This is a genomic window from Actinoplanes sp. NPDC051388 (genome assembly GCF_055586225.1).
In genome coordinates this window covers 147,103-169,470 of sequence record NZ_JBVJIP010000004.1, presented here as the reverse complement: position 1 = coordinate 169,470, position 22,368 = coordinate 147,103, and the positions used below count along the sequence as shown (strand labels likewise).

8 protein-coding genes are annotated in these 22,368 nt (G+C 73.0%); 5 read left to right on the top strand and 3 right to left on the bottom strand.

Annotated features, from left to right (window positions below):
• Nucleotides 1-7 precede the first annotated feature (7 nt).
• Together ACZ6TI_RS12605 and metH are read left to right on the top strand one after the other, a co-directional pair.
• Nucleotides 8-295: a hypothetical protein gene (locus tag ACZ6TI_RS12605; protein ID WP_465345145.1), complete on the top strand. Its 288-nt coding sequence runs from the start codon at nucleotides 8-10 to the stop codon at nucleotides 293-295.
• 204 nt (nucleotides 296-499) lie between these two features.
• Nucleotides 500-4,276, top strand: a complete 3,777-nt coding sequence (gene metH, locus ACZ6TI_RS12600) for a methionine synthase (protein WP_465345144.1) — start codon at nucleotides 500-502, stop codon at nucleotides 4,274-4,276.
• A 9-nt stretch (nucleotides 4,277-4,285) separates the two neighbouring features.
• On the opposite strand, the gene ACZ6TI_RS12595 is transcribed toward metH, so the two are convergent.
• Genes ACZ6TI_RS12595 through ACZ6TI_RS12585 form a run of 3 tightly spaced genes read right to left on the bottom strand, consistent with a single transcriptional unit; the run spans nucleotide 4,286 to nucleotide 9,020 of the window.
• On the bottom strand, nucleotides 4,286-5,443 hold the full coding sequence (locus ACZ6TI_RS12595; RefSeq protein WP_465345143.1) for an MFS transporter: 1,158 nt from the start codon (nucleotides 5,441-5,443) through the stop codon (nucleotides 4,286-4,288).
• Nucleotides 5,353-5,655, bottom strand: a complete 303-nt coding sequence (locus ACZ6TI_RS12590) for a hypothetical protein (RefSeq protein WP_465345142.1) — start codon at nucleotides 5,653-5,655, stop codon at nucleotides 5,353-5,355. Before ACZ6TI_RS12590 ends, ACZ6TI_RS12595 begins: the two co-directional genes overlap by 91 nt.
• 5 nt (nucleotides 5,656-5,660) lie before the next feature.
• Nucleotides 5,661-9,020, bottom strand: coding sequence for an AMP-binding protein (locus tag ACZ6TI_RS12585; protein ID WP_465345141.1), 3,360 nt, complete (start codon nucleotides 9,018-9,020; stop codon nucleotides 5,661-5,663).
• 100 nt (nucleotides 9,021-9,120) lie between these two features.
• Between ACZ6TI_RS12585 and ACZ6TI_RS12580 the strand changes: the two genes are divergently transcribed.
• The 3 genes from ACZ6TI_RS12580 to ACZ6TI_RS12570 are packed head-to-tail and all read left to right on the top strand — an operon-like array spanning nucleotide 9,121 to nucleotide 22,327.
• Nucleotides 9,121-10,749: a PfaD family polyunsaturated fatty acid/polyketide biosynthesis protein gene (locus ACZ6TI_RS12580; protein WP_465345140.1), complete on the top strand. Its 1,629-nt coding sequence runs from the start codon at nucleotides 9,121-9,123 to the stop codon at nucleotides 10,747-10,749.
• Between the two features lie 8 nt (nucleotides 10,750-10,757).
• Nucleotides 10,758-16,358, top strand: coding sequence for an SDR family NAD(P)-dependent oxidoreductase (locus tag ACZ6TI_RS12575; protein WP_465345139.1), 5,601 nt, complete (start codon nucleotides 10,758-10,760; stop codon nucleotides 16,356-16,358).
• On the top strand, nucleotides 16,355-22,327 hold the full coding sequence (locus tag ACZ6TI_RS12570) for a beta-ketoacyl synthase N-terminal-like domain-containing protein (protein ID WP_465345138.1): 5,973 nt from the start codon (nucleotides 16,355-16,357) through the stop codon (nucleotides 22,325-22,327). The genes ACZ6TI_RS12575 and ACZ6TI_RS12570 overlap by 4 nt, the downstream gene beginning before the upstream one ends.
• Nucleotides 22,328-22,368: the final 41 nt, after the last annotated feature.

Here is a 22,368-nt window from a genome sequence, read left to right as displayed (position 1 = left end):
GCCGCATATGGCTACCTTCCGCAGTGCTTCGACGCTCGTTTCCTCAGACGGCACCAGGACGCCCGGCACCGCCGCGCTCTTCGCCGAGCCCGCGCGCAAGGGCGGAGTTCCGCCGTGGGCCGGTGACTTCCGGCCCGCGAACAGCGCCGGGCACGGTCCCCGAAATTCGGTCGGAAAGTCCTTCACGTTGGAGCTGCCGGACGGCAGCACGGGCAAGGTCGTGGTGCAGAGCGTCAAGAGCGGCAAGGGCGGCGTCACGCTCGCGCTGATGGGCCAGGACGCGCCTCCCTTCTGACGCTCCGATCCGGAGGCTCTGACGCTCCGATCCGGAGGCGGTGACGGCGTGTCCCCGAACCTCGGCGACCTGCTGGACACCGCCCGGTAGGCGCCGCCTCCAAGCCGTGCCGGACTGCGACGTCGCTCACATCTTGGCCCGATCCGGTGCTTGTCCGGCGGTCCGCGTTCGCGGGTTGGCTCGCGGGCTGACAGAATCGTGCAAATGTCCTTGCGCCCGGATGCCACCGCACAGCTGACCGAACTCCTGCGGTCCCGGATCCTCGTCCTCGACGGCGCCATGGGCACGATGATCCAGCGGCACGTCTTCACCGAGCAGGACTTCCGGGGTGAGCGGTTCGCGGAGTGGCCGTCCGACGTGCGGGGCAACAACGACCTGCTGTCGATCACCCAGCCCGAGGCGATCCGCGAGATCCACCGCGACTACCTGCGGGCCGGGGCCGACCTGATCGAGACGAACACCTTCAACGCCCAGCGGATCTCCCTCGCCGACTACGGCATGCAGGACATCGCCTATGAGCTCAACCTCGAGGCGGCCCGGCTGGCCCGGGTGGAGTGCGACGCGGCGACCGCGGCCGGCCCGGCCCGGCCCCGGTTCGTGGTCGGCGCGCTGGGCCCGACCAACCGGACGGCGTCGATCTCGCCGGACGTCAACGACCCGGGCGCGCGCAACGTCACGTACACCGAATTGGTCGACGCCTACCTGGAGCAGGCCAACGGCCTGGTCGACGGCGGCGCCGACATCCTGATGATCGAGACGATCTTCGACACGCTCAATGCCAAGGCCGCGATCTTCGCGCTGGAGACCCTCTTCGAGCAGCGCGAGCGCCGCTGGCCGGTGATGATCTCCGGCACCATCACCGACGCCTCCGGCCGGACGCTGTCCGGGCAGGTCACCGAGGCGTTCTGGAACTCGGTGCGGCACGCGCGGCCGCTGCTCGTCGGGCTCAACTGCGCGCTCGGCGCGCAGGAGATGCGGCCCTACCTGGCCGAGGTGTCGCGGCTGGCCGACTGCTTCGTGTCCTGCTATCCGAACGCCGGCCTGCCGAACCAGTTCGGCGAATACGACGAGGTGCCCGCGCAGACCGCCGCGATCGTGCGGGAGTTCGCCGAGAGTGGCCTGCTCAACGTGCTCGGCGGATGCTGCGGCACCACCCCGGAGCACATCGCGGCCATGGCCGAGGCGGTCGACGGCCTCGACCCCCGGGTGCCGGCCACCCCCGGCACGGCCTGCCGGCTGTCCGGCCTCGAGCCGCTCAACATCACCGCCGAGTCACTGTTCGTCAACGTCGGCGAGCGGACCAACATCACCGGCTCGGCGCGGTTCCGCAACCTGATCCGCGACGGCGACTACCCGGCCGCGCTGTCGGTCGCCCGTCAGCAGGTCGAGAACGGCGCCCAGGTCATCGACATCAACATGGACGAGGGCATGATCGACGGCGTTGCCGCGATGGACCGCTTCGTCAAGCTGATCGCGAGCGAGCCGGACATCAGCCGGGTCCCGCTGATGGTCGACTCGTCGAAGTTCGAGGTGATCGAGGCCGGGCTGCGCTGCGTGCAGGGCAAGCCGATCGTGAACTCGATCTCGCTGAAGGAGGGCGAGGAGAAGTTCCGCGCCCAGGCGCGGCTGTGCCGCAAGTACGGCGCCGCCGTCGTCGTGATGGCCTTCGACGAGGAGGGGCAGGCCGACAACCTCGAGCGCCGCGAGCAGATCTGCGAGCGGGCCTACCGGATCCTCGTCGACGACGTCGGCTTCCCGGCCGAGGACATCATCTTCGACCCGAACATCTTCGCGGTCGCGACCGGCATCGAGGAGCACGCGAACTACGGCGTCGACTTCATCGAGGGGACGCGCTGGATCAAGCAGAACCTGCCGGGCGCTCTGGTGTCCGGTGGGGTTTCCAATGTGTCCTTCTCGTTCCGCGGCAACAACGCCGTGCGGGAGGCGATCCACGCGGTCTTCCTCTATCACGCCGTCGCCGCCGGCATGGACATGGGCATCGTGAACGCCGGCGCCCTGGTCGTCTATGACGAGGTCGACCCGGTGCTGCGCGAGCGCATCGAGGACGTGATCCTGGGCCGTCGCCGCGACGCCGGGGAGCGGCTGCTGGAGATCGCCACCGAGTTCGCCGGCGACGGCCGCAAGGCCGAGGCGGTCAACGACGCCTGGCGTTCGCTGCCGGTCGGCGAACGCATCACGCATGCCCTGGTCAAGGGCATCGACGACAACGTGGAAGACGACACCGAGGAGCTCCGGGCGCTCATCGAGGCCCGCGGCGGCCAGCCCATCGAGGTCATCGAGGGCCCGCTGATGGCCGGCATGAACGTCGTCGGCGACCTGTTCGGCGCCGGGAAGATGTTCCTGCCGCAGGTGGTCAAGTCGGCGCGGGTGATGAAGAAGGCCGTCGCCTATCTGATCCCGTTCATCGAGGCGACCAAGACACCGGAGAGCGCCGGCCGCAGCAACGGCGTCGTCATCATGGCCACCGTCAAGGGCGACGTGCACGACATCGGCAAGAACATCGTCGGCGTGGTCCTGCAGTGCAACAACTACGACGTCATCGACCTCGGCGTGATGGTGCCCGCCGAGAAGATCCTCGCCGCGGCCGAGGAACACGGCGCCGACATCATCGGGCTGTCCGGGCTGATCACCCCGTCGCTGGAGGAGATGGTCGGCTTCGCGGCCGAGATGGAGCGCCGCGGGCTGGAGATCCCCCTGCTCCTCGGTGGTGCCACCACCTCCCGGGCGCACACCGCGGTCAAGGTCGACCAGAAATACCACGGGCCGGTCGTCTGGGTGAAGGACGCCTCGCGCTCGGTGCCGGTCGTCGCGGCGCTGCTCTCCGACGAGCAGCGCCCGGGTCTGCTCGCCGAGGTCAAGGCCGACTACGAGGCGCTGCGGGAGCGGTACGCCGCCCGCAACGAGACGAAGGTGATGCTGCCGATCGCGGCGGCGCGGGAGAACCACACGCCGATCGACTGGACCGGCTATCGCCCGCCGCGCCCCCGGCTGATCGCCGCGCAGTCGCCGCGGATCCAGCACGACGGCCGGCCGGCGCCGGCGGCACACCAGTTCGTCAAGACGTTCCCCGACTACCCGATCAGCGAACTGCGCGAGTACATCGACTGGCAGCCGTTCTTCAACGCGTGGGAGATGAAGGGCCGGTTCCCCGACATCCTCAACAACCCGGCCACCGGGGAGGCCGCCCGCCGGCTCTACGACGACGCCCAGGTGATGCTCGACCGGATCATCGCCGAGAAGTGGATCAGCGCGGCCGGTGTCTTCGGTCTGTTCCCCGCCAACGCGGCCGGCGACGACATCGAGGTCTACACCGGCGAGGACCGCACCGCGATGCTCGGCACCCTGCACCAGCTGCGGCAGCAGACCGAGCACCGGGCCGGGGTCCCGCACCGGTCGCTCGCCGACTTCGTCGCGCCCCGGGACACCGGCCTGCCGGACTATGTCGGCGCGTTCGCGGTGACCGCCGGTCTCGGCATCGGCGACAAGATCGCCGAGTTCAAGGCCGCGCTGGACGACTACAGCGCCATCCTGCTGGAGTCACTCGCCGACCGGCTGGCCGAGGCCTTCGCCGAGCGGCTGCACGAGCGGGTCCGCACCGAGTTCTGGGCATACCAGCCGGACGAGAAGCTCGACAACGAGGCGCTGATCAAGGAGAAGTACGTCGGCATCCGGCCCGCTCCCGGCTACCCGGCCTGCCCCGAGCACACCGAGAAGCAGACGATCTGGCAGCTGCTCGACGTCCAGGCCAACACCGGCATCGAGCTGACCGAGAGCATGGCCATGTGGCCCGGCGCCGCGGTCAGCGGTCTGTACTTCTCGCACCCGCAGTCGCAGTACTTCGTGCTCGGCCAGATCGGCCGCGACCAGGTCGAGGAGTACGCACGCCGCAAGGGCTGGACCGTCTCCGAGGCGGAGAAGTGGCTGGCCCCCAATCTCGGCTACCGCTCGGACAACGACTGACCGCCGCCGTCACGCCCGGGTGTTCCGGGGCAGGACGGCGGCCATGCCCAGGCCGGCCGCGACGAATGCGGCGGCGGTGAGCAGGGCCGGCGTGAGGCCGTCGACGAAGTCGGCCCGGGTGTAGGCGCCGGTGGAGGCGAAGATCGAGACCAGGACCGCCACGCCGACCGCCACGCCCAGCTCGCGCACGGTGCTGTTGGTGCCGATCGCCATGCCCTCCGCGTCACGCGGTGCGGCGTCGATGGCGAGCGTGCTGATCGGCGGGTAGCTCACGCCCAGCCCGATCCCGGCCAGCAGGAACGGTCCGGCGAGCACCGGATAGGCGACGTCGGTGGAGAAGACCGCGGCCATCCAGCAGAGCGCGACGACCACCATCGCCTGGCCGGCCAGGATCAGCCGGACCGCACCCCACCGGTTCACCAGCAGCCCGGCCACCGGCCCGGCGACCAGGGGAGCCAGCGAGCAGGGGAGGGTCCGCAGGCCGGCCTCCAGCGGGTCGTGGCCCTGCACGACCTGGAAGAACAGGGCGAGCAGGAAGATGCTGCCGAACACGCCGACGTTGAACGTGAACGCGAGGGCGTTGACCAGGCTGAACGTGCGCGACCGGAACAACCGCACGGACAGCATCGGGGACCGGGCGTGCACCTCCCAGCCGGTGAACACCAGGGTCAGCGCCGCGCCGCCGCCGATCGCGACCAGCACCCGGCCGGAGGTCCAGCCGTGCACCGGCGCCTGCACCACACCCCAGACCAGCGCGAAGATCGCGGCGGAGAGCAGGACCATGCCGGCTGGGTCGAGGCGGACCGGCGGCCCGTGCGACTCGGCCAGCAGCGCACCGGCGAGCAGGACCGCGACCAGGCCCACCGGCACGTTCAGCCAGAAGATCCAGGTCCAGTGCAGGCTCTGCACGACCACCCCGCCGAGGACCGGTCCGATCGCGATGCCGAGCCCACTGAACGCGCTCAGCACGCCGATCGCCATCGCACGCTGCCCGGCCGGCACCGACGTCACCAGCAGCGTGAGCGACAGCGTCACCACGAGCGCGCCGCCCGCACCCTGGACCGCCCGCGCCGCCATCAGCGTGCCGGCGGTCGTGGCCAGCGCGCAGGCGGCCGAGGCGGCGACGAACGTGACGATGCCGGCCAGGAAGACCGCCCGCCGCCCCACCGATCGCCCAGCGCCGCCGCTGGCAGCAGCAGGGCCGCGAACGGGAGCGTGTACGCGTCGGCGATCCACTGCAGGTCGCCGACCGAAGCGTCGAGCGCGGACTGGATCGCCGGCATCGCGGTCGTGACGACGAGGTTGTCCAGATGGACCATGAACGCCGGGAGCCCGACCGCGGCGATCAGTAACGCCGTCCGCTTCCGCTCATCGAGCACGGAAGTCATCGAGCACGGAAGCCGGTGAGCTCGTCCGCGAACGTGGTCGTCCACTCATCGATCTCCGCTCCCGACCAGTTCAGGTGCCGTGCCGAATACTCCCAGCGGAAGCGCGTCGTGCCCGCGACGATGGCGCATTCCAGATAGAGCGGCGGCTGCCGCACGCCCGCCTCGGGATCCCACATGTCGCCGAGCGGGGAGTCACGCAGCGAGAAGAGGCCGCTGCCACTGCGCGTCGGCGCCTCTCCCTGGAAGTTGAACCACAGCGTCGGCGAAGGCGCGTCCGGGATGCCGTTGCGCAGATACTTGAGCGCGTCGAACGAGATTCCCGCGGAGGGGACCAGGGCGAGTCGCCCGGCCACCGCGGTCAACGTCTCTTCCGGGCTCTGGCCGGTGCTGTCCTCGAAGGTGAGCGGGAACGCGCACTGGATGTCGCCGGCCGTCCGGGAGAGGTCGAGGCCGTGCACCGCCGTCTGCCGCCCGAAACTGGACAGCTCGATGACGAGGCGGCCACTTCGCCATCGGCGTTGAGCGGTCCGCACCAGCGCCGCGAGCAGCGTCGTAGCGATCGGAGCCCGGGGGCCGGCCGGGCCACCCGTGCGCACGTTGCGGAGCGTACGCGTCTCGTCGGGTTTGAGGTCTTGGAAGGCGAATTCCAGGTCTTTCATCCGGATGTCCGGACGCGGGTCGAAGACGGCCGGCGGCGGCACGGTGAGCTGGTCGCGCCAGAAGTCCAGATCGGCGGTCGCGTCCCCGCGCGCGAAGTCGTGCTGCCAGCGGGAGAACACCTCGAACGTCGCCGACGCCCGCGGCTGGGTGCGGGGCTCCCGGCAGAGGCGGTCCAGGTCGTCGACCAGGATGCCCAGCGTGACGCCGTCCATGACGAGGTGGTTGACGGTGATGAAGAGGCGTTGCTCCGAGCCGGTCTCCACCAGCAGGAGACGCAGCACCGGGCCGTGCTCCAGGCTGAGCCGGCGATGCTGGTCGTCGAGCAGGGGGAGGAGAGCGTCGGGTTCGCTCAGCGTGACCGACTCGACGGCGAAGCTGCTCTCGACGTCGCCGTAGCGCTGGGTGAAGTGGCCGTCGGCCCGGCGGAACCGCAGGCGCAGCGCCTCGTGCCGGGCGACCAGCGCGGACACGGCTCGGCGCAGCTGTTCCGGCGTGAGCCGCTCATGCACGTCCAGCATGACCGCGCGGTTCCACCAGTTCCACTGTCCCCGGTGCAGGGCGGCCGTCTGCCCGGCGCTCAACGGGACCTCGCCGGTGTCCGGCGCTTCCGATCGATCGCTCGGCGGGGAGGGTGCGAGTGCGAACTCCCGCACGACCGAGGCCGCCGTCTCCCGCAGGGTCGAACCGTCATCGGCGCTCGCCGGCGCCACCCGCACCCCGGTGCGGTCCTCGACGCGTTTCGCGAGGTCCATCAGTCCGAGGGAGTCGAGGCCGAGATCGCGCAACGGCACGTCCACCGGCACGTCGCTCGACTGCAGCATGGCGGCGACCTCGGCTTGCAGCAGCCGGAGCACATACTCCGCGCCGTGCTGCTCACTAGCCGGAGCCGGAGCCGAAGTCCGGTGATGTCCGGAGTGCGCCGATGAGCGCAACGAGCCGGTCACCCATCGCTCCCGGCATTCCCCGCGCCGCGGTTTGCCGCTGGTCGTCTTGGGCAGGCTGTCCGGCTTCATCAGCAGGACCTCGTGGCACTGCACGCCGCAGTGTGCGGCCACCGCGGCTCGAATCGCCGCCACCGCCCGTTCGAGCGGGACGGTCTCTCTGCCTTCGAGGGGCTTGCGGCGCAGCTCAGCGGCCACGACGACGCGTTCGACGCCATCCACCCGCACGCCGAAGGCGACCGCGTTGCCCGGCCGCAGGATCGGGTCGGCGGCCACCACCGCCGCCTCCAGGTCCGCCGGATGGATGTTGCGGCCGCCGATGATGATCAGGTCTTTGAGGCGCCCGCAGACGAAGACCTCGCCGTCGCCGGCGACCACCCCGAGATCACCGGTACGCAGGAAGCGCCGCTCGTCCCCGGTCGCCAGGCGCGCGGCGAAGACGGCCGCGTTCTCCTCGTCGGTGCGTCCCCAGTAGCCGTCCGACACGCTCGGGCTCGACACCCAGAGCTCCCCGACGACGCCGGGGTCTTGTGGCAGCCGGGTGCCGGGGTCGACGGCGATCACCGACACGCCCAGCTCCGCGTCCGGGAGGCCGCTCCCCACCAGCGTCACCACGGGCGCGCCCGGCGCGGGCGGGACGATCACGCCGTCCCGGTCCAGCACCGCCCGATCGCCGTGGAGCAGGGTCGGCCCGCCGCCGACCTGACCGCAGACGAACAGTACGGCCTCCGCCATGCCGTAGACGTTGCAGAACGACGCCGGATCGAACCGCATCGGCGCCAGCCCCGCTTCGACGCGGTCCATGGTCGCCGGAAGCATCGGCTCGCCGCCCTGCAGCGTGGCGCGCAGCGACGACAGGTCGAGCGTCTCGCCGCCGCGCAGGCCACGCAGGACGTAGTCGTAGCCGAAGTTCGGCCCGGCGATGTGCGTGCCGCGATAGCGATCGATCGCCTCCAGCCAGAGGCGTGGCGCGGCGAGGAAGGTCAGCGGGGAGAAGGCGATGCAGCGCGCGCCGGTGTGCATCGCGTTGAGGATCCCGCCCGCCAGTCCCATGTCGTGGAACAGCGGCACCCAGCCGACGAGCACCGACGCGCTGCCGACCCGGGTGTTGCGGGCGATGAGTTCGAGGTTGTGCTGGAGATTCCGGTGGCGCACGACCACGCCCTTGGGCGCCGAGGTGGAGCCCGAGGTGTATTGCAGATAAACGATGTCGTCCGGGCCGAACGTGTCCGCCGCGCGGGCGAGCGCGTCGGCGGACGCCTCCGGCTCCGCCCGCTTGCTGCGGTTCGACAGCAGCCAGGTGAGCGCGGGCCAGCTCGAATTGTCGCGGCCGCGCAGGCGGTTCGAGACGGTGTCCCGCACCGACGCGAGGGTGGTGAGCGCGCGGTACTTCGCGTGCGTGAGCGCCACCCGCGCACCGCTGTCCTCGACGATGTGCCGCAGCTTCGGCAGTTCCCGATCGAGATGCCTCGGATCGGGGCTCGCCACCGGGACCGCGATCGCGCCGGCCAGCAGGCAGCCGAAGAAGCCGGTGACGAATTCGAGGCCGTCCGGCGGAAACACCAGCAGGACGCGATCGCCGGGACCCACCCCGGCCGTCCGGAGGAGATCGGCGGTCCCGGCCGCGCGCCGCACGATCTCCTCGCAGTCGGCCGCATCCACCTCATTCCCGTGCCGGTCGAGAAACGAATAGAGGGGCGCCCGGGGAGCGGCGCCGAGGCGCTCGACCATCGTGGTGAGGAGGCTGGCGGTCACGCGTGAGTCCGTTCTGATTGGCGAACATGACTTCCGGGTCTAACGTAGACGCCAGTCGCTCTCAGGGTCCGCGCGCCGCCAACGGGGAGAAGGTGCTGTGGTGGACGCGTCTGTCCCGGTTCGTGCCGCGCCCGCGCTGCGCTGGATTCCGGGCGAGCGCGCGGCTGACTTCTCGCCCGCGGGCATCGTCGAGGGCGTTCGCCGGTTTCGCGAGCCCGTGCACATCGTCCGCGGCCGGGCCGGCCACGAACCGGGGCTCGGGCTGGGCGGGCGACCGGCGGCCGGCGGAGATCAGGGATGCGAGCTGGTCGGCGCGCTGCCCGCGCTCTACCCCGAATGGCTCGGCGACCGGTCCTTCAACCGGACCCACGGCGTGCGATTTCCGTACGTGGCCGGGGAGATGGCCAACGGCATCGCGACCGTCGCATCGGTCGTGGCGATGGCCCGCGCGCAGATGCTCGGCTTCTTCGGAGCCGCCGGACTCGCGATGCCGGCCCTCGAGCGTGCGGTGGACGAACTGCGCCGCGGCCTGCCTGACCGGGACAACTGGGGCGTCAACCTGATCCACTCGCCGACCGAGCCCGGACACGAGGAACGCCTGGTCGACCTGCTGATCCGCGCCGCGGTGCCGAGGGTCTCGGCATCCGCCTATATGGAGCTGACCCCGGCCGTCGTCCGGTGCGCGGTCGCCGGGCTGCGCGCGGACTCCGATGTCGACGGCGGCGTCGTGCGGGCCCGCCAGCTGTTCGCGAAGGTGTCCCGGCCCGAGGTCGCCGCGAAGTTCCTCGCCCCGGCGCCACCCGAGATCCTGCGCCGGCTCGTCGAGCGCGGCCAGATCACCCGGGACGAGGCCGGCCTGGCCGCGCGGGTGCCGCTCGCCGGGGACGTCACCGTCGAGGCGGACAGCGGCGGGCACACCGACAACCGGCCGCTCGCCGTCGTGCTCCCGGTGATCACGGCGCTGCGGGACGAGCTGAAGCTGCGGCACGGATTCGCCCGGCCCAGCCGGGTCGGCGCCGCCGGTGGACTGGGCGACCCGGCCGGGGTCGCGGCCGCGTTCGCCGCCGGGGCGGCCTATGTGGTGACCGGCACCATCAACCAGCTCTCCGCCGAGGCGGGGCTCTCGGACGCGGCGAAGGGGCTGCTCGCGCAGGCGGATCTCGCCGACGTGGTGATGGCGCCCGCCGCGGACATGTTCGAGTACGGCATCAAGGTGCAGGTGCTGCGGCGCGGCACGCTGTTCGCCGCCCGTGCGGGCCTGCTCTACGACGCCTACCTGGCCCATCGGTCGCTCGAGGAGATTCCCGATGCGACCCGTGAGCGGCTCGAGAAGGACGTCCTGCGTGCCACCTTCGAGGACTGCTGGCAGCAGACCCGCCGGTTCTGGCTGGACCGCGACCCGGGCGAGGTCGACCGGGCCGAGCAGGACCCGCGTCATCGGATGGCGCTGGTCTTCCGGTCCTATCTGGGGTTGTCGAGCCGCTGGGCGATCACCGGAGAGCCGACCCGGCTGACCGACTTCCAGATCTGGTGCGGCCCGGCGATCGGCTCGTTCAACCGCTGGGTGGCGGGCAGCCCGCTCGCCCAGCCCGCGCGGCGCACGGTCGTGCAGATCGCCCTCAACCTGCTGGAGGGCGCGGCCCAGGTGACCCGCGCTCAGCAGCTGCGCTCGTACGGCGTCCCGGTGCCCGGGGAGGCCTTCGCGCCGCGTCCACGTCTGCTGTCCTGAGGAGCGCCATGATTCCGATCGCGGTGGTGGGGGTGGCCGCCCTCATGCCCGGCTCTCGCGACGCGGGCGAGTTCTGGCGCAACATCGTCGCGGGCCGGGATCTGATCACCGAGGTGCCACCCGGCCGCTGGCCCGCCGACGGGTTCTACGACCCGGACCCGGCGACCCCGGACACGACCTACAGCCACCGTGGCGCGTTCCTGCCCGACATCGAGTTCGACGCCCTCGCCCACGGGCTGCCGCCGAACACGCTCGCGGCCATCGACCCGGCCCAGTTGCTGGGCCTCACCGTGGCCGACGCGCTGCTGGCCGACCTGGACCGAAACCTGGCCGGCCCACTCGACCGGGAACGCGTCAGCGTCATCCTGGGCAGCTCCACCCTCAGCCGGGTGGGCACGATGGACGCGCGGATCCAGCGTCCGCTGTGGCTCAAGGCCCTGCACGAGCAGGGCATCGGGGAGGCCGAGGCGCTGCGGATCTGCGATCGGATCAGCGAGCAGTACGTGCCGTGGCAGGAGGACTCGTTCCCCGGCCTGCTGTCGAACGTGGTCGCCGGCCGGATCGCCAACCGCCTCGACCTGCACGGCACCAACTGCACCGTGGACGCCGCCTGCGCCAGCTCGCTCGCGGCGGTGGCGGCCGCGGCCAACGAGCTGGCTCTGGGCCAGGCGGACCTGGTCGTCACCGGCGGGGTGGACGCGACGAACAACCCGCTGATGTACGTGTGCTTCAGCAAGACCCCGGCGCTCTCGCCGACCGGTGACGCGCGCCCGTTCGCCGCGGACGCCGACGGCACGCTGCTCGGCGAGGGCCTGGCGATGCTGGGTCTCAAGCGCCTGGACGCCGCCGAGCGCGACGGTGACCGCGTCTACGCCGTGATTCGCGGGCTCGGCACCTCCTCGGACGGCCGCGGCGGCGCCATCTACGCGCCGATGGCCACCGGCCAGGTGCGGGCCCTGCGGCGGGCCTACGAGGCCGCGGGATACGGCCCGGACACGGTCGATCTGGTCGAGGCGCACGGCACCGCGACTCGCGCCGGAGACGCCGCCGAGTTCGAGTCGTTGCGCCGGGTCTTCGGCGAGACCGGGCGCTCCGACAGCGGCTGGTGCGCGCTCGGCAGCGTCAAGTCGCAGATCGGGCACACCAAGGCGGCCGCGGGCGCGGCCGGGCTGGTCAAGACGGTGCTGGCCCTGCACCAGCGGACGCTTCCGCCGACCATCAAGGTGCGCGAACCCCATCCCGGCCTCGGCATCGAGGACAGCCCGTTCTATCTGAACACGGTCGCGCGGCCGTGGACCCGGCGCGCGTCGCACGCGCGGCGGGCATCGGTCTCCAGCTTCGGCTTCGGCGGCGCCAACTTCCACGTCACGATGGAAGAGCATCGCGACGGCGACGCGCCGGCCCGGATCCGGACCGGCGCCGGCGAGCTCGTCCTGCTCAGCGCCGGCTCGCCGGAGGACCTGGTCGCCGCCGACCGGTTCGAAGCCGCCGATCCGCACCGGCTGGCCCTGGTGGCGAGCGACGACGACGATCGCCGGCAGAAGCTCGGCCGGGCCGCCGAGGTGATCGCCCGGCAACCCGGCGTGCCGTTCACCCTTCCCGGCGGCGTCTGCTATGCGTGCGGACCCGCCGACCCCGGCCGGATCGCGTTCGTCTTCCCCGGCCAGGGCTCGCAGTACGTCGGGATGGGCGCCGAGATCGCCCTGGCCCTGCCGGCCGCCCAGGACGTCTGGGACTTCGCGGCCGGCCCCGACCTGGCCGACGTGGTCTTCCCGCCGCCGGTCTTCACCGACGAGCAGCGCGCGGCGCAGCAACGCCGGCTCACCGACACCCGGTGGGCGCAGCCGGCGCTGGCCGCGCACAGCCTGTCGCTGCTCGCGCTGCTCACCTCGATCGGACTCGCCCCGGACTGCGTGGCCGGCCACAGCCTCGGCGAGCTGGTCGCGCTGCACGCGGCCGGCGTCCTGGACGCGCAGAGCCTGCTGCGCCTGGCGAGGCGCCGGGGCGAACTGCTGGCGGGGGTCGGCGCCGAGCCGGGCACGATGCTCGCGGTCGACGCGGACGCGGACGTCGTGGAGGCGGCGATCAAGGACTCCGCCACCCCGGACGTCTGGCTCGCGAACCGGAACGCGCCCGGTCAGGTCGTCGTCTCCGGCGCCGTGCGGGCGATCGAGGCACTGCACGCGCGGCTCTCCGCCGACGGCCTCACCGCGCGCCGGCTCGCGGTCTCCGCCGCCTTCCACAGCCCGCTGATGCGGTCCGCCGAGGCGCCGATGCTCGACTTCCTGGAGACGCTCGACCTGGCCGCGCCGCGCATCGACGTCTATGCGAACGCCGACGCGGTGACATACCGGCGGGAGCCCGCGTCGATCCGGCGCGCTCTCGCCCGGCATCCCGGCGCGCCGGTCCTGTTCCACGACCAGATCGAGGCGATGTACGCCGCCGGCGTGCGGACGTTCGTCGAGGTGGGTCCCGGAACCGTGCTGACCGGGTTGATCGGGCGGATTCTCGGCGGCCGGGCGCACCTGGCGGTCAGCCTCGACCGGCGCGGCCGCGACGGTGTGACCACGTGTTACGAGGCTCTCGGCCGGCTCGCGGTGCACGGCGTCGCGATGGACCTGACGAAGTTGCCGGGGACTGAGACCCCGATGCCCGAAGCGAAGCGGCCGCAGATGCCGGTCCGCGTCAACGGCTCGGGCTACGTCCGTCCGCCCACACCCGAGCAAACCCGGCCGGCCCCGATCCGATCGACACCTTCCGCCCCCGTCCCACCGACCCTTCTGGAGCCTGCCGCCCCGATGACCGAGCCCGAGCCCAGCGCCGAATGGCTGACCGCGCTGCAGGAGATGCAGCGCCAGACCGCCGAGGCGCATATGCACTTCCAGCGCGTCCTCGCCGAATCGCACCAGGCCTTCCTGCAGATGGCCGAGAACACGTTCGCCGCCTTCACCGGGCAGCCGTCGCGCCCGGTCGCCCCGCGACCGACCGCTCCCGAGCCACCGCGCCTGGAGGCGCCGCGCCTGGAGGCACCACGCTTCGAGGCGCCGCCTTTAGAGACGCCGCGCGCCGCGTCGCCGTCGCCGGTGCTTCGTCCGCCCGATCCCGTGGCGCGACCACTGCCACCACCACCGCCCGCCGAGCCGGTCGCGGCCACCGAGCCGGTGAGCCTCGCCCTGCTGCTGTCCGTGGTGGCCGACAAGACCGGCTACCCGGTGGACATGCTCGACGGCGGCATGGATCTGGAGAGCGACCTCGGCATCGACTCGATCAAGCGGGTGGAGATCTTCGCGGCCGTCCGGGAGCGCGCGGAGGGCCTCCCGGCGACCGATTCGGAGCAGATGGCCCAGCTGTTCCGGGCCCGCACGCTGGACGAGGTGATGGGCGGCGTCGCCGCGGAGTCCGCCGGGCCGGCCGGTGACGGCCTGCCCCGATTACAGGTCCAGCCGGTCGCCGCACCGGCTTCCGGGTCGGCGCTGGCCGGCCTCCGAGACGGACCGATCGCCGTCGTCGACGGCGGCAGTGCCCTCGGGTACGCCGTGGTGGAACAGCTCCGCGCCCACGGCATCACGGCGAACCTCGACGACATGCCCGCACCCGACGCGCACGGCGTGATCCTGCTCGGCGGCCTCGCACCGGCGGAGCAGGCCGCCGCGGTGAGCCGGCAGGCGTTCCGGGCCGCCCGGGCCGCGGCGGCCGGCCTGGCCGGAAGCGGCGGTGTCTTCGTGACCGTGCAGGACACCGGCGGCTGCTTCGGCCTGATCGACCCCGATCCGGACCGCGCCTGGCTCGGCGGCTTCGCGGCGCTCACCAGAACCGCCGCCAAGGAGTGGCCCGCGGTCGCGGCCAAGGCGATCGACTGCCAGCGCGGCGGCCGCGGTCCGGCGGAGGTGGCCGCCGCGATCGTCGCCGAGCTGCTGACCGGCGGGCCGACCCCGGACGTGGGCCTGCGCGCCGACGGAACACGATGGACCCTGGGGGAGGCCGAGTCCGTCCCGGCCGCGCCCGCGGACCTCGGCGAGGACGCGGTTCTCGTCGTCAGCGGCGGCGCGCGTGGCGTCACCGCCGCCGCGATGCTCGCGCTCGCGGCGACGAGCCGGCCACGCCTGCTGCTCCTCGGGCGCACGGCACTGGTCGAGGAGCCCGGGTTCCTGGCGGCGGCCCGCGACGAGCCTTCGCTCATCCACCTGCTCGCCGCACGCGAGCGCACCGCCTCGCCGGCCGACCTGACCGCCCAGGCCCGCGCCGTCCTCGCCCGCCGGGAGGTGCGCGCGACGCTCGCCGGTCTCCAGCGTGCCGGGACAACCGTGCGATACGCGGCGATCGACGTCACCGACCGTTCCGCACTCGACCGCGAACTGGCCCGCACGCGCCGGGAGTGGGGTCCCGTCACCGGGCTCGTGCACGGCGCCGGAGTCCTCGCCGACAAGCCCATCGCGGCGAAGACCGACGAGCAGTTCGACCGCGTCTACGACACCAAGGTCGCCGGGCTCGCCGCCCTGCTCGACGCGACCGCCGCCGATCCGCTGGAACTGCTGTGCCTGTTCTCGTCCGTCGCCGCGCGTTACGGCAACCCCGGGCAGTGCGACTACGCGATGGCCAACGAGGTGCTCAATCAGGTGGCCCACGCCGAGCAGCGGCGGCGGCCGTCCTGCCGGGTCCGCGCGATCGGCTGGGGGCCGTGGGAAGCGGGCATGGTCACCGCGGCGCATGCCGCGCACTTCACGAACCTCGGTGTCCCGCTCATCCCGCTCGACGCGGGCGCGCGGGCCTTCGTCGCGGAGGTGAGCACGCCCGGCGACGCGGCCCAGGTGCTCATCGCCGGCGGTGATTTCGCCGCCGCGGGCCGGCCACGGCTCGCCGCCGAATTTTCGGTCGACGCGCGCACGCACGGCTTCCTGGCCGACCACGCACCGGCCGGCGTGCCGGTCCTTCCGGTGGCCATGGCGGTGGAGTGGTTCGCCGCCGCCGGGCAGGCGCGCCACCCGGGCCGCCCGGCCGCCCTGGCCGGCATCCGGGTGCTCCACCGGATCGAGCTGCCCGACCTGGCTACGCGCGGTCACCGCTTCACCGTCGAGGCCACGCCGGACGACGAACTGCGCATCGGAAACCACTACCGGGCCCGGCTCGCCGCCCCGGAACGCCCGCGCACCTGGACCGCGCCGACCGACCTGGAGCCGTTCACCGGATCGTCCGTCTACGACGAAGCCGCGTTGTTCCACGGTCCTCGATTCCAGGTGCTGCGACAGGTGCACGGACTGTCCCGGCACGGCGCCGAGGCGCAGGTCGTCGGCGCGCGGGCGGCCGGTTGGCCCGATGCTGCGTGGTGGACGGACCCGGCCGCCGTCGACGGCGCGCTGCAGGCCGCGGTTCTGTGGGTCCGGCACGCCACCGGCGCCGCGACACTGCCGATGAGCGTCGACGCGGTGCAGGTCCACCGCCCGGGACCGGCCCCGGCGGCGTTGCGCTGCCTCGTGCGCGCCGGGGCCGTCGCCACCGACGAGGCGCGCTGCGACATCGCGCTGCTCGACGAGGACGGCGAGGCGCGCACCGAGTTGCTCGGTGTCAGCCTGATCCGGCGTCCCGACCTGGCGCCGGCGGGCCGCGCGTGACCGAGCCGGGCTTCGAGCCGATCGCGATCGTCGGGCGCGGTTGCGTGCTGCCCGGAGCGCTGAGCCCCGAGCAGTTCTGGCGCAACATCGCGGCCGCCCGGGTCGACCTCGACGCGGTGCGGGAGGAGGACTGGCGGCTGCCGCCGGGCTCGCTCGGCGCCGGCCCGACGGCCGGTCTGGTCCGGGGCTTCACCGAGGTCTTCGAGCCGGACGGCTTCGCGACCGCGTCCGGAGACGTCGCCGCGTACGACCCGGCGTTGCAGTGGGTTCTGCACGCCGGACGGGCGGCTCTACGCGAGGCCGGTGACCACGCGCGCCCGGCGCGCAGCGGGCTGATCCTGGGCAACCTGGGATATCCCAGTCGGAGCCTGGCCGCGTACGCGGAAAGGGTCTGGCTGGGCGACCAGCCGGACCGGACCGACCCGCCGGCCCGCTTCTGCTCGGGGATGTGGGCGCACACCGTGGCGACCGCCCTCGGGCTGGGAGGCGGGTCCCTCGCCCTCGACGCGGCCTGCGCCTCCGCGCTGTACGCCATCAAGATCGCCTGTGACCGGCTGCACGACGGCACGGCCGACCTGATGCTGGCCGGTGCGGTGAGCGGCTGCGACGGGCTGATCATCGACTCCGGGTTCCAGGCTCTGGGCGCGTTGAGCCCGTCCGGCCGCAGCCGGCCGTTCCACCGTGCGGCCGACGGGCTGATCCCGGCCGAGGGCGCGGCCCTGCTCGCGTTCATGCGGCTGCGCGACGCGGTGGCCGCCGGCGTGCCGGTGCTCGGCGTCGTGCGCGGCATCGGCCTGTCGAACGACGGCCGCACCGGCGGGTTCCTGGTGCCGGCGGAGGCGGGTCAGATTCGCGCCATGCGCGCGGCGTACCGGTCGGCGGGTTGTGATCCGGAGACGGTGGAACTGCTGGAATGCCATGCCACGGGCACACCGGTCGGCGACGCCGTGGAGGCCCGGTCGTCCGCCGAGTGTTTCGGGGGACGGGTGGAACCACTGCCGATCGGGTCGGCGAAGTCGAACGTCGGCCACCTGCTGACCGCCTCCGGCGCGGCCGGGCTGCTGAAGCTGCTCGGCGCGATCGACCACGGGACGCTCCCCGCGACGGCCGGCGCCACCGACCCGATCGACGAACTGCGGGCCGGGCCGCTGCGGCTGCTCCGCTCCAACGAACCGTGGACCGGACCGCGGCGGCGCGCGGCGATCAGTGCCTTCGGATTCGGCGGCAACAACGCGCACCTGATCGTCGAGGCGTTCGACGGCACGCCGGCGTTCAGCGTCGCGATGCCCGGCCTTCCGCCGGACATCGCGATCGTCGCGATCGGCGCCCGCCTCGGGGACACGGACGCCGACGGGCTCCGGGACGCCGTGCTGAGCGGGTCGCCGCCCGGTGCGGCGCCGGACGCCATCGAGGTCGTGCTGGACGGCCTGCGCTACCCGCCGCACGATCTCGGTGAGACGCTGGGCCAGCAGATCCTGGTGCTGGAAGCCGCCCGCGACGCCGTCCGCGGCCTCGACCTTCCGCCGGAGCGCACGGCCGTGCTGGTGGGCCTGGGCTGCGATCCCGAGGTCGCTCGAGCGCACGCCCGCCGGCGCCTCGGGGCCGGCGACGAGTTCAGCCCGCCGCTCACCGCCGCCCGCGTGCTGGGCGCCATGGCGAACATCGCCGCCAACCGCATCGGCGGGCAGCTCGGGCTGTCCGGGCCGGGCTTCGCCGTCAGCGCCGAGGAAGCCTCCGGAATCGCGGCCCTGGAGCTGGCGACGCGGGCGCTGCGGGCCGGCGAGGTCGACGCCGCGCTCGTCGGCGCGGTCGACCTCTCCGACGAACCCGTGCACCGCGCCGCCCTGACCCAGTTGGGCCGGACCGCGAAGCCGATCGACGCGGCGGTCGTCCTCGTGCTCAAACGCCGCGACGACGCGTGCCGGGACGGCGATCGGATCATCGCCCTGATCGGCGGCGAAGACCCGGCCGACGCCTTCCCGACCGGTCTTCTCGGTGCGCCGCACGCCGCCGCCGGCCTGCTCGACGTCGCGGCCGCGGCATTCGCACTGCGGCACCGGGCCCGGCCGCGGGCGGGACAGGCCGCCGAGCCGCACCCCGGCGTGACGACGGTCGACGTCGTCACGCCCGTGCTCGGCGCCGCACCCGCCCGGGTTCGCCTGCGCGCCGCCGATGCCGAGCCGTGGGCGCCGGACCCGGTGCCCAGGCTGCACGTCTACTCGGGGGCGAACAGGTCCGATGTGCTGGCCGGCGTGGAGAGCGACACCGGTCCGGCGCGGCTGGCCGTCCTCGCCCGCGACCCCGCCCACCTGGCCGCCCAGCTCGACGCCGCGCGTGCCTGGCTGGGCGGCGAGGCGCTGCGCCCGCCCGGCGTGGCCTTCCGCGAGACCCCGATCGGCGGCGAGACGGCATTCGTCTACACCGAGGGCTCGTCTTTCTACCCCGGCATGGGCTCCGACCTCGCGCTGGCGTTCGCCCCCCTCGCGACCGGCGGGCTCCACGACGGCCGTGCGGCGCACGAGCTCCTGGACCAGATCCTCGCGGTCGGCTCTCTCTCGACCCTGCACACCCGAATCTCCCGCGAGGTGCTGGGCATCGAACCGCGGGCGGCGCTCGGGTTCTCCGCCGGGGAGTCGGCCGCCCTCGTCGCGCTGGGCGCGTGGAACGACGTGCCGGCCATGGCCGCCGACGCCCGCGCCGACGGAGTGTTCGCGCACGATCTCAGCGGCGAGCTGCGCGCGGTGCGCCGATTCTGGGCACGCCACGGCATCGCCGGCGAGCGCTGGGCCGGCTACCTCCTCGCGGCGGACCCGGAACAGGTGCGAGCCATGGTCGAGGACGAGCCGGCCGTGCACCTGTCCGCGGTCTGTGCCCCCGGGACGTGCGTGGTCTCCGGCGAGGAAAAGGCCTGCACAACGTTCGCCGAACGCTTCGACCCGGCCTCCCGCATCCGGCTGGACTACCTGGTGGCGCACGTGCCCGAGGTGGCCGAGCTGCGCGACCGCTGGCGTGCCCTGCACCGCCGGCCCACGACGAGCGTGCCGGGCATCCGGTTCTATCGCGGCGCGACCGGCGACTGGTATCACCCGACCGAGGAGTCGGCCGCCGACGCGATCACCGAGCAGATGATGGCGCCCGTCGACTTCCCCCACCTCATCGAACGCGCCTGGCAGGACGGCGTCCGCGTCTTCGTCGAGCAGGGCCCGGCGGCCCAGTGCACGGGCTGGATCCGCCGGATCCTCCGGGACCGGGAGCATGTCGCGGTGGCCCTGGACGCCCTGCCGGGCCAGGGCGTGTGGTCGCTGTCGATGGCTGTCGCGGAGCTGGCCGCCGCCGGCGTACCGGTGCGGCACGATGCGCTGCCGGCCTATTTCGCCCGGTCCGCGCCCGCGGCCGGGACCACGGTCCGCCTGCCCCGGCGGCTCCCCGCCCCGGTCCTGTTCGAGGTGATGGAACCCGCACCGGACCTCCGGCCGATGCCGGCGGAAACGACAGAGCCGGTCTCGCCCGCGGTGGCCTGGCGGACCGCCGTCACGGCCGCGCACCACCAGTACCTGGAGATCCAGGCCGCCGCGCACGCTCGATTCCTGAGCGGCCGAGCCGCGGCCATCGCCGCGCTCGTCCACACCGAGGCCCCGGCGGGCTTCCCCGGACCTCGGTTCGACCGCGCGCAGCTCGAACACCTGGCGCACGGCCGGATCTCCGAGGTGTTCGGACCCGCGTTCGCCGCACAGGACGCCGACGTGCGGCAGACCCGGATGCCGGGGCCGCCCCTGCTGCTCGCCGATCGCGTCCTCGGCATCGACGCCGTGCCGGGTGGGCTGGGCAAGGGCGTCATCTGGACCGAGACCGACGTGCACCACGACTCCTGGTACCTCGATCCCGCCGGCCGCATGCCCGCCGGCCTGGTCGTCGAGGCCGGCCAGGCCGATCTGCTGCTGATCAGCTGGCTCGGCGCCGACCTGCACAACCGGGGCGAGCGGGTCTATCGCCTGCTCGGCAGCGACGTGACGTTCCACGGCCCGCCGCCCGGACCGGGCCAGACCCTGCGCTTCGAGATCCGGGTCGTCGGCCACGTCGCGCACGGTCCGATCCGGCTCTTCTTCTTCGAGTACGACTGCCACGTGGGCGACGCTCTCCTGCTGACCGTGCGCAACGGCCAAGCGGGGTTCTTCACCGACGAAGAGCTCAGCCGCGGCGCGGGTGTGCTCTGGGATGCGGCCGCCCTCCGCCCGCCCGAAACCGCATCACCGGCCGCCTTCGACTCCAACGCGGTCGGCGCCTTCGCGGCCGGCCGCCCCGACGAGTGTTTCGGCCCCGGATGGGAGGCGACCCGCGCCCACGTGCGAACCCCGCGCATCGGATCGGGACGGCTGCGCCTGCTCGACGAGGTGCCCGTCTTCGACCCCGGGCGCGGGTATCTCCGAGCCGAAACCGCGGTCGGCCCGGACGACTGGTTCTTCGACGGCCACTTCCACAACGACCCCTGCATGCCCGGCACCCTCATGTCGGAGGCCTGCTTCCAGGCCGTCTCGTTCTATCTGGCCGCCGCCGGCCACACCATCGACCGGGACGGCTGGCGGTTCGAGCCGGATCCCGGGCGCGCCGCCCGGATGCGCTGCCGCAGCCAGGTCACCCCGGACAGCCGCACGCTGACCTATGAGGTCTTCGTCTCCGAGATCTCGGCCGGCCCGTTTCCGGCGGTCGTCGCGGATGTGCTGGTCACCGTCGACGGCGTGAAGGCCCTGCACGTCGCCGACTGCGCCGTGCGGCTGGTGCCGGACTGGCCGCTCGAGCACTGGCGGCACCTCGGCCCGCCCGCCGTGCAACGGACCGCGCGGCCCGAGCCGCTGCCCACGCTCGGCGGGCTCGCCGGGCACCGCGAGGAGCGGCCCGTCGGCCGGATCGGTGATCTGCCGCTCGGCTACGCCTCGCTGCTGGCCTGTGCCTGGGGGCGGCCGACGGACGCGCTCGGGCCGATGGCCGAGGCCTTCTCCGGTACCCGCCGCGGACCGCGCCTGCCCGGGCCGCCGTATCTGTTCATGAGCCGGGTCACCGCGGTCGAAGGTCCCTATCAGGGCATGGCGATCGGCAGCGCGGTCGTCGCGGAGTACGACGTGCCCGAGGAGGCCTGGTTCTTCGCCGACCACACCATGCCGGCGGCCGCCCTGATGGAGGTCGCCCTGCAACCCTGCGGCTGGCTGGGCTGTCATGTCGGCAGCCCGGTGCAGATCGACGCGGAGCTGCTGTTCCGCAACCTCGACGGCGACCTGCGACTGCGGCGTGAGGTGCGGCCGGGAACCCGCGTCATCCGCACCCGCGCCGAGCTCACGGACGTGTCCCGGGCCGCCGGAATGATCATCGAAACCTTCCGGATCGAGTGCCACGCGGACACCGAGCCGCTGCTGAGCGGCACCGCCGTGTTCGGATACTTCCTCACCACGGCCTTCGCGCAACAGCCCGGCCTGCCCCCGACGCCGGCCGAGCGCGCCGGCCTGACCGCTGTTTCGGAGCACCGATCGGCGTTCCACCATTCCGCCGGCCCGATGCTCACCATGCTCGACCGGATCACCGGCTACTGGCCGGAGGGCGGGGCGGCCGGGCTCGGCCGGCTGCGCGCCGAGAAGGACGTGGATGCCGGCGCCTGGTTCTTCAAGGCCCACTTCTTCCAGGACCCGGTCATGCCCGGCTCACTCGGCGTCGAGGCGATGTGCCAGCTGCTGCAGTGGTACCTGATCGACCGCGGCATCGGCGCGGACCTGCCCGGCGCACGCTTCGAGCCGGTGGCGCTCGACGAGCCGCTGAAGTGGTCCTATCGCGGCCAGATCGTGCCCACCGACCGCCTGCTGACGGTCGAGCTGGAGATTTTGGAGATCCGCGACCGGACCGTGTTCGCCCGGTGCTGGCTCTGGGTCGACGGCCGCCGGATCTACCGCGTCGACCGGCTCGCCGCCCGTATGGTCGTCTGACACCGGCCGGTGCCGGTCGGAGTGCGTGACTGAGGGGAGTC

Bases quoted from the DNA above. Each gene is read 5' to 3' on its own strand.
- ACZ6TI_RS12605 (WP_465345145.1), top strand. From the start codon at position 8: ATGGCTACCTTCCGCAGTGCTTCGACGCTCGTTTCCTCAGACGGCACC.
- metH (WP_465345144.1), top strand. From the start codon at position 500: ATGTCCTTGCGCCCGGATGCCACCGCACAGCTGACCGAACTCCTGCGG.
- ACZ6TI_RS12575 (WP_465345139.1), top strand. From the start codon at position 10,758: ATGATTCCGATCGCGGTGGTGGGGGTGGCCGCCCTCATGCCCGGCTCT.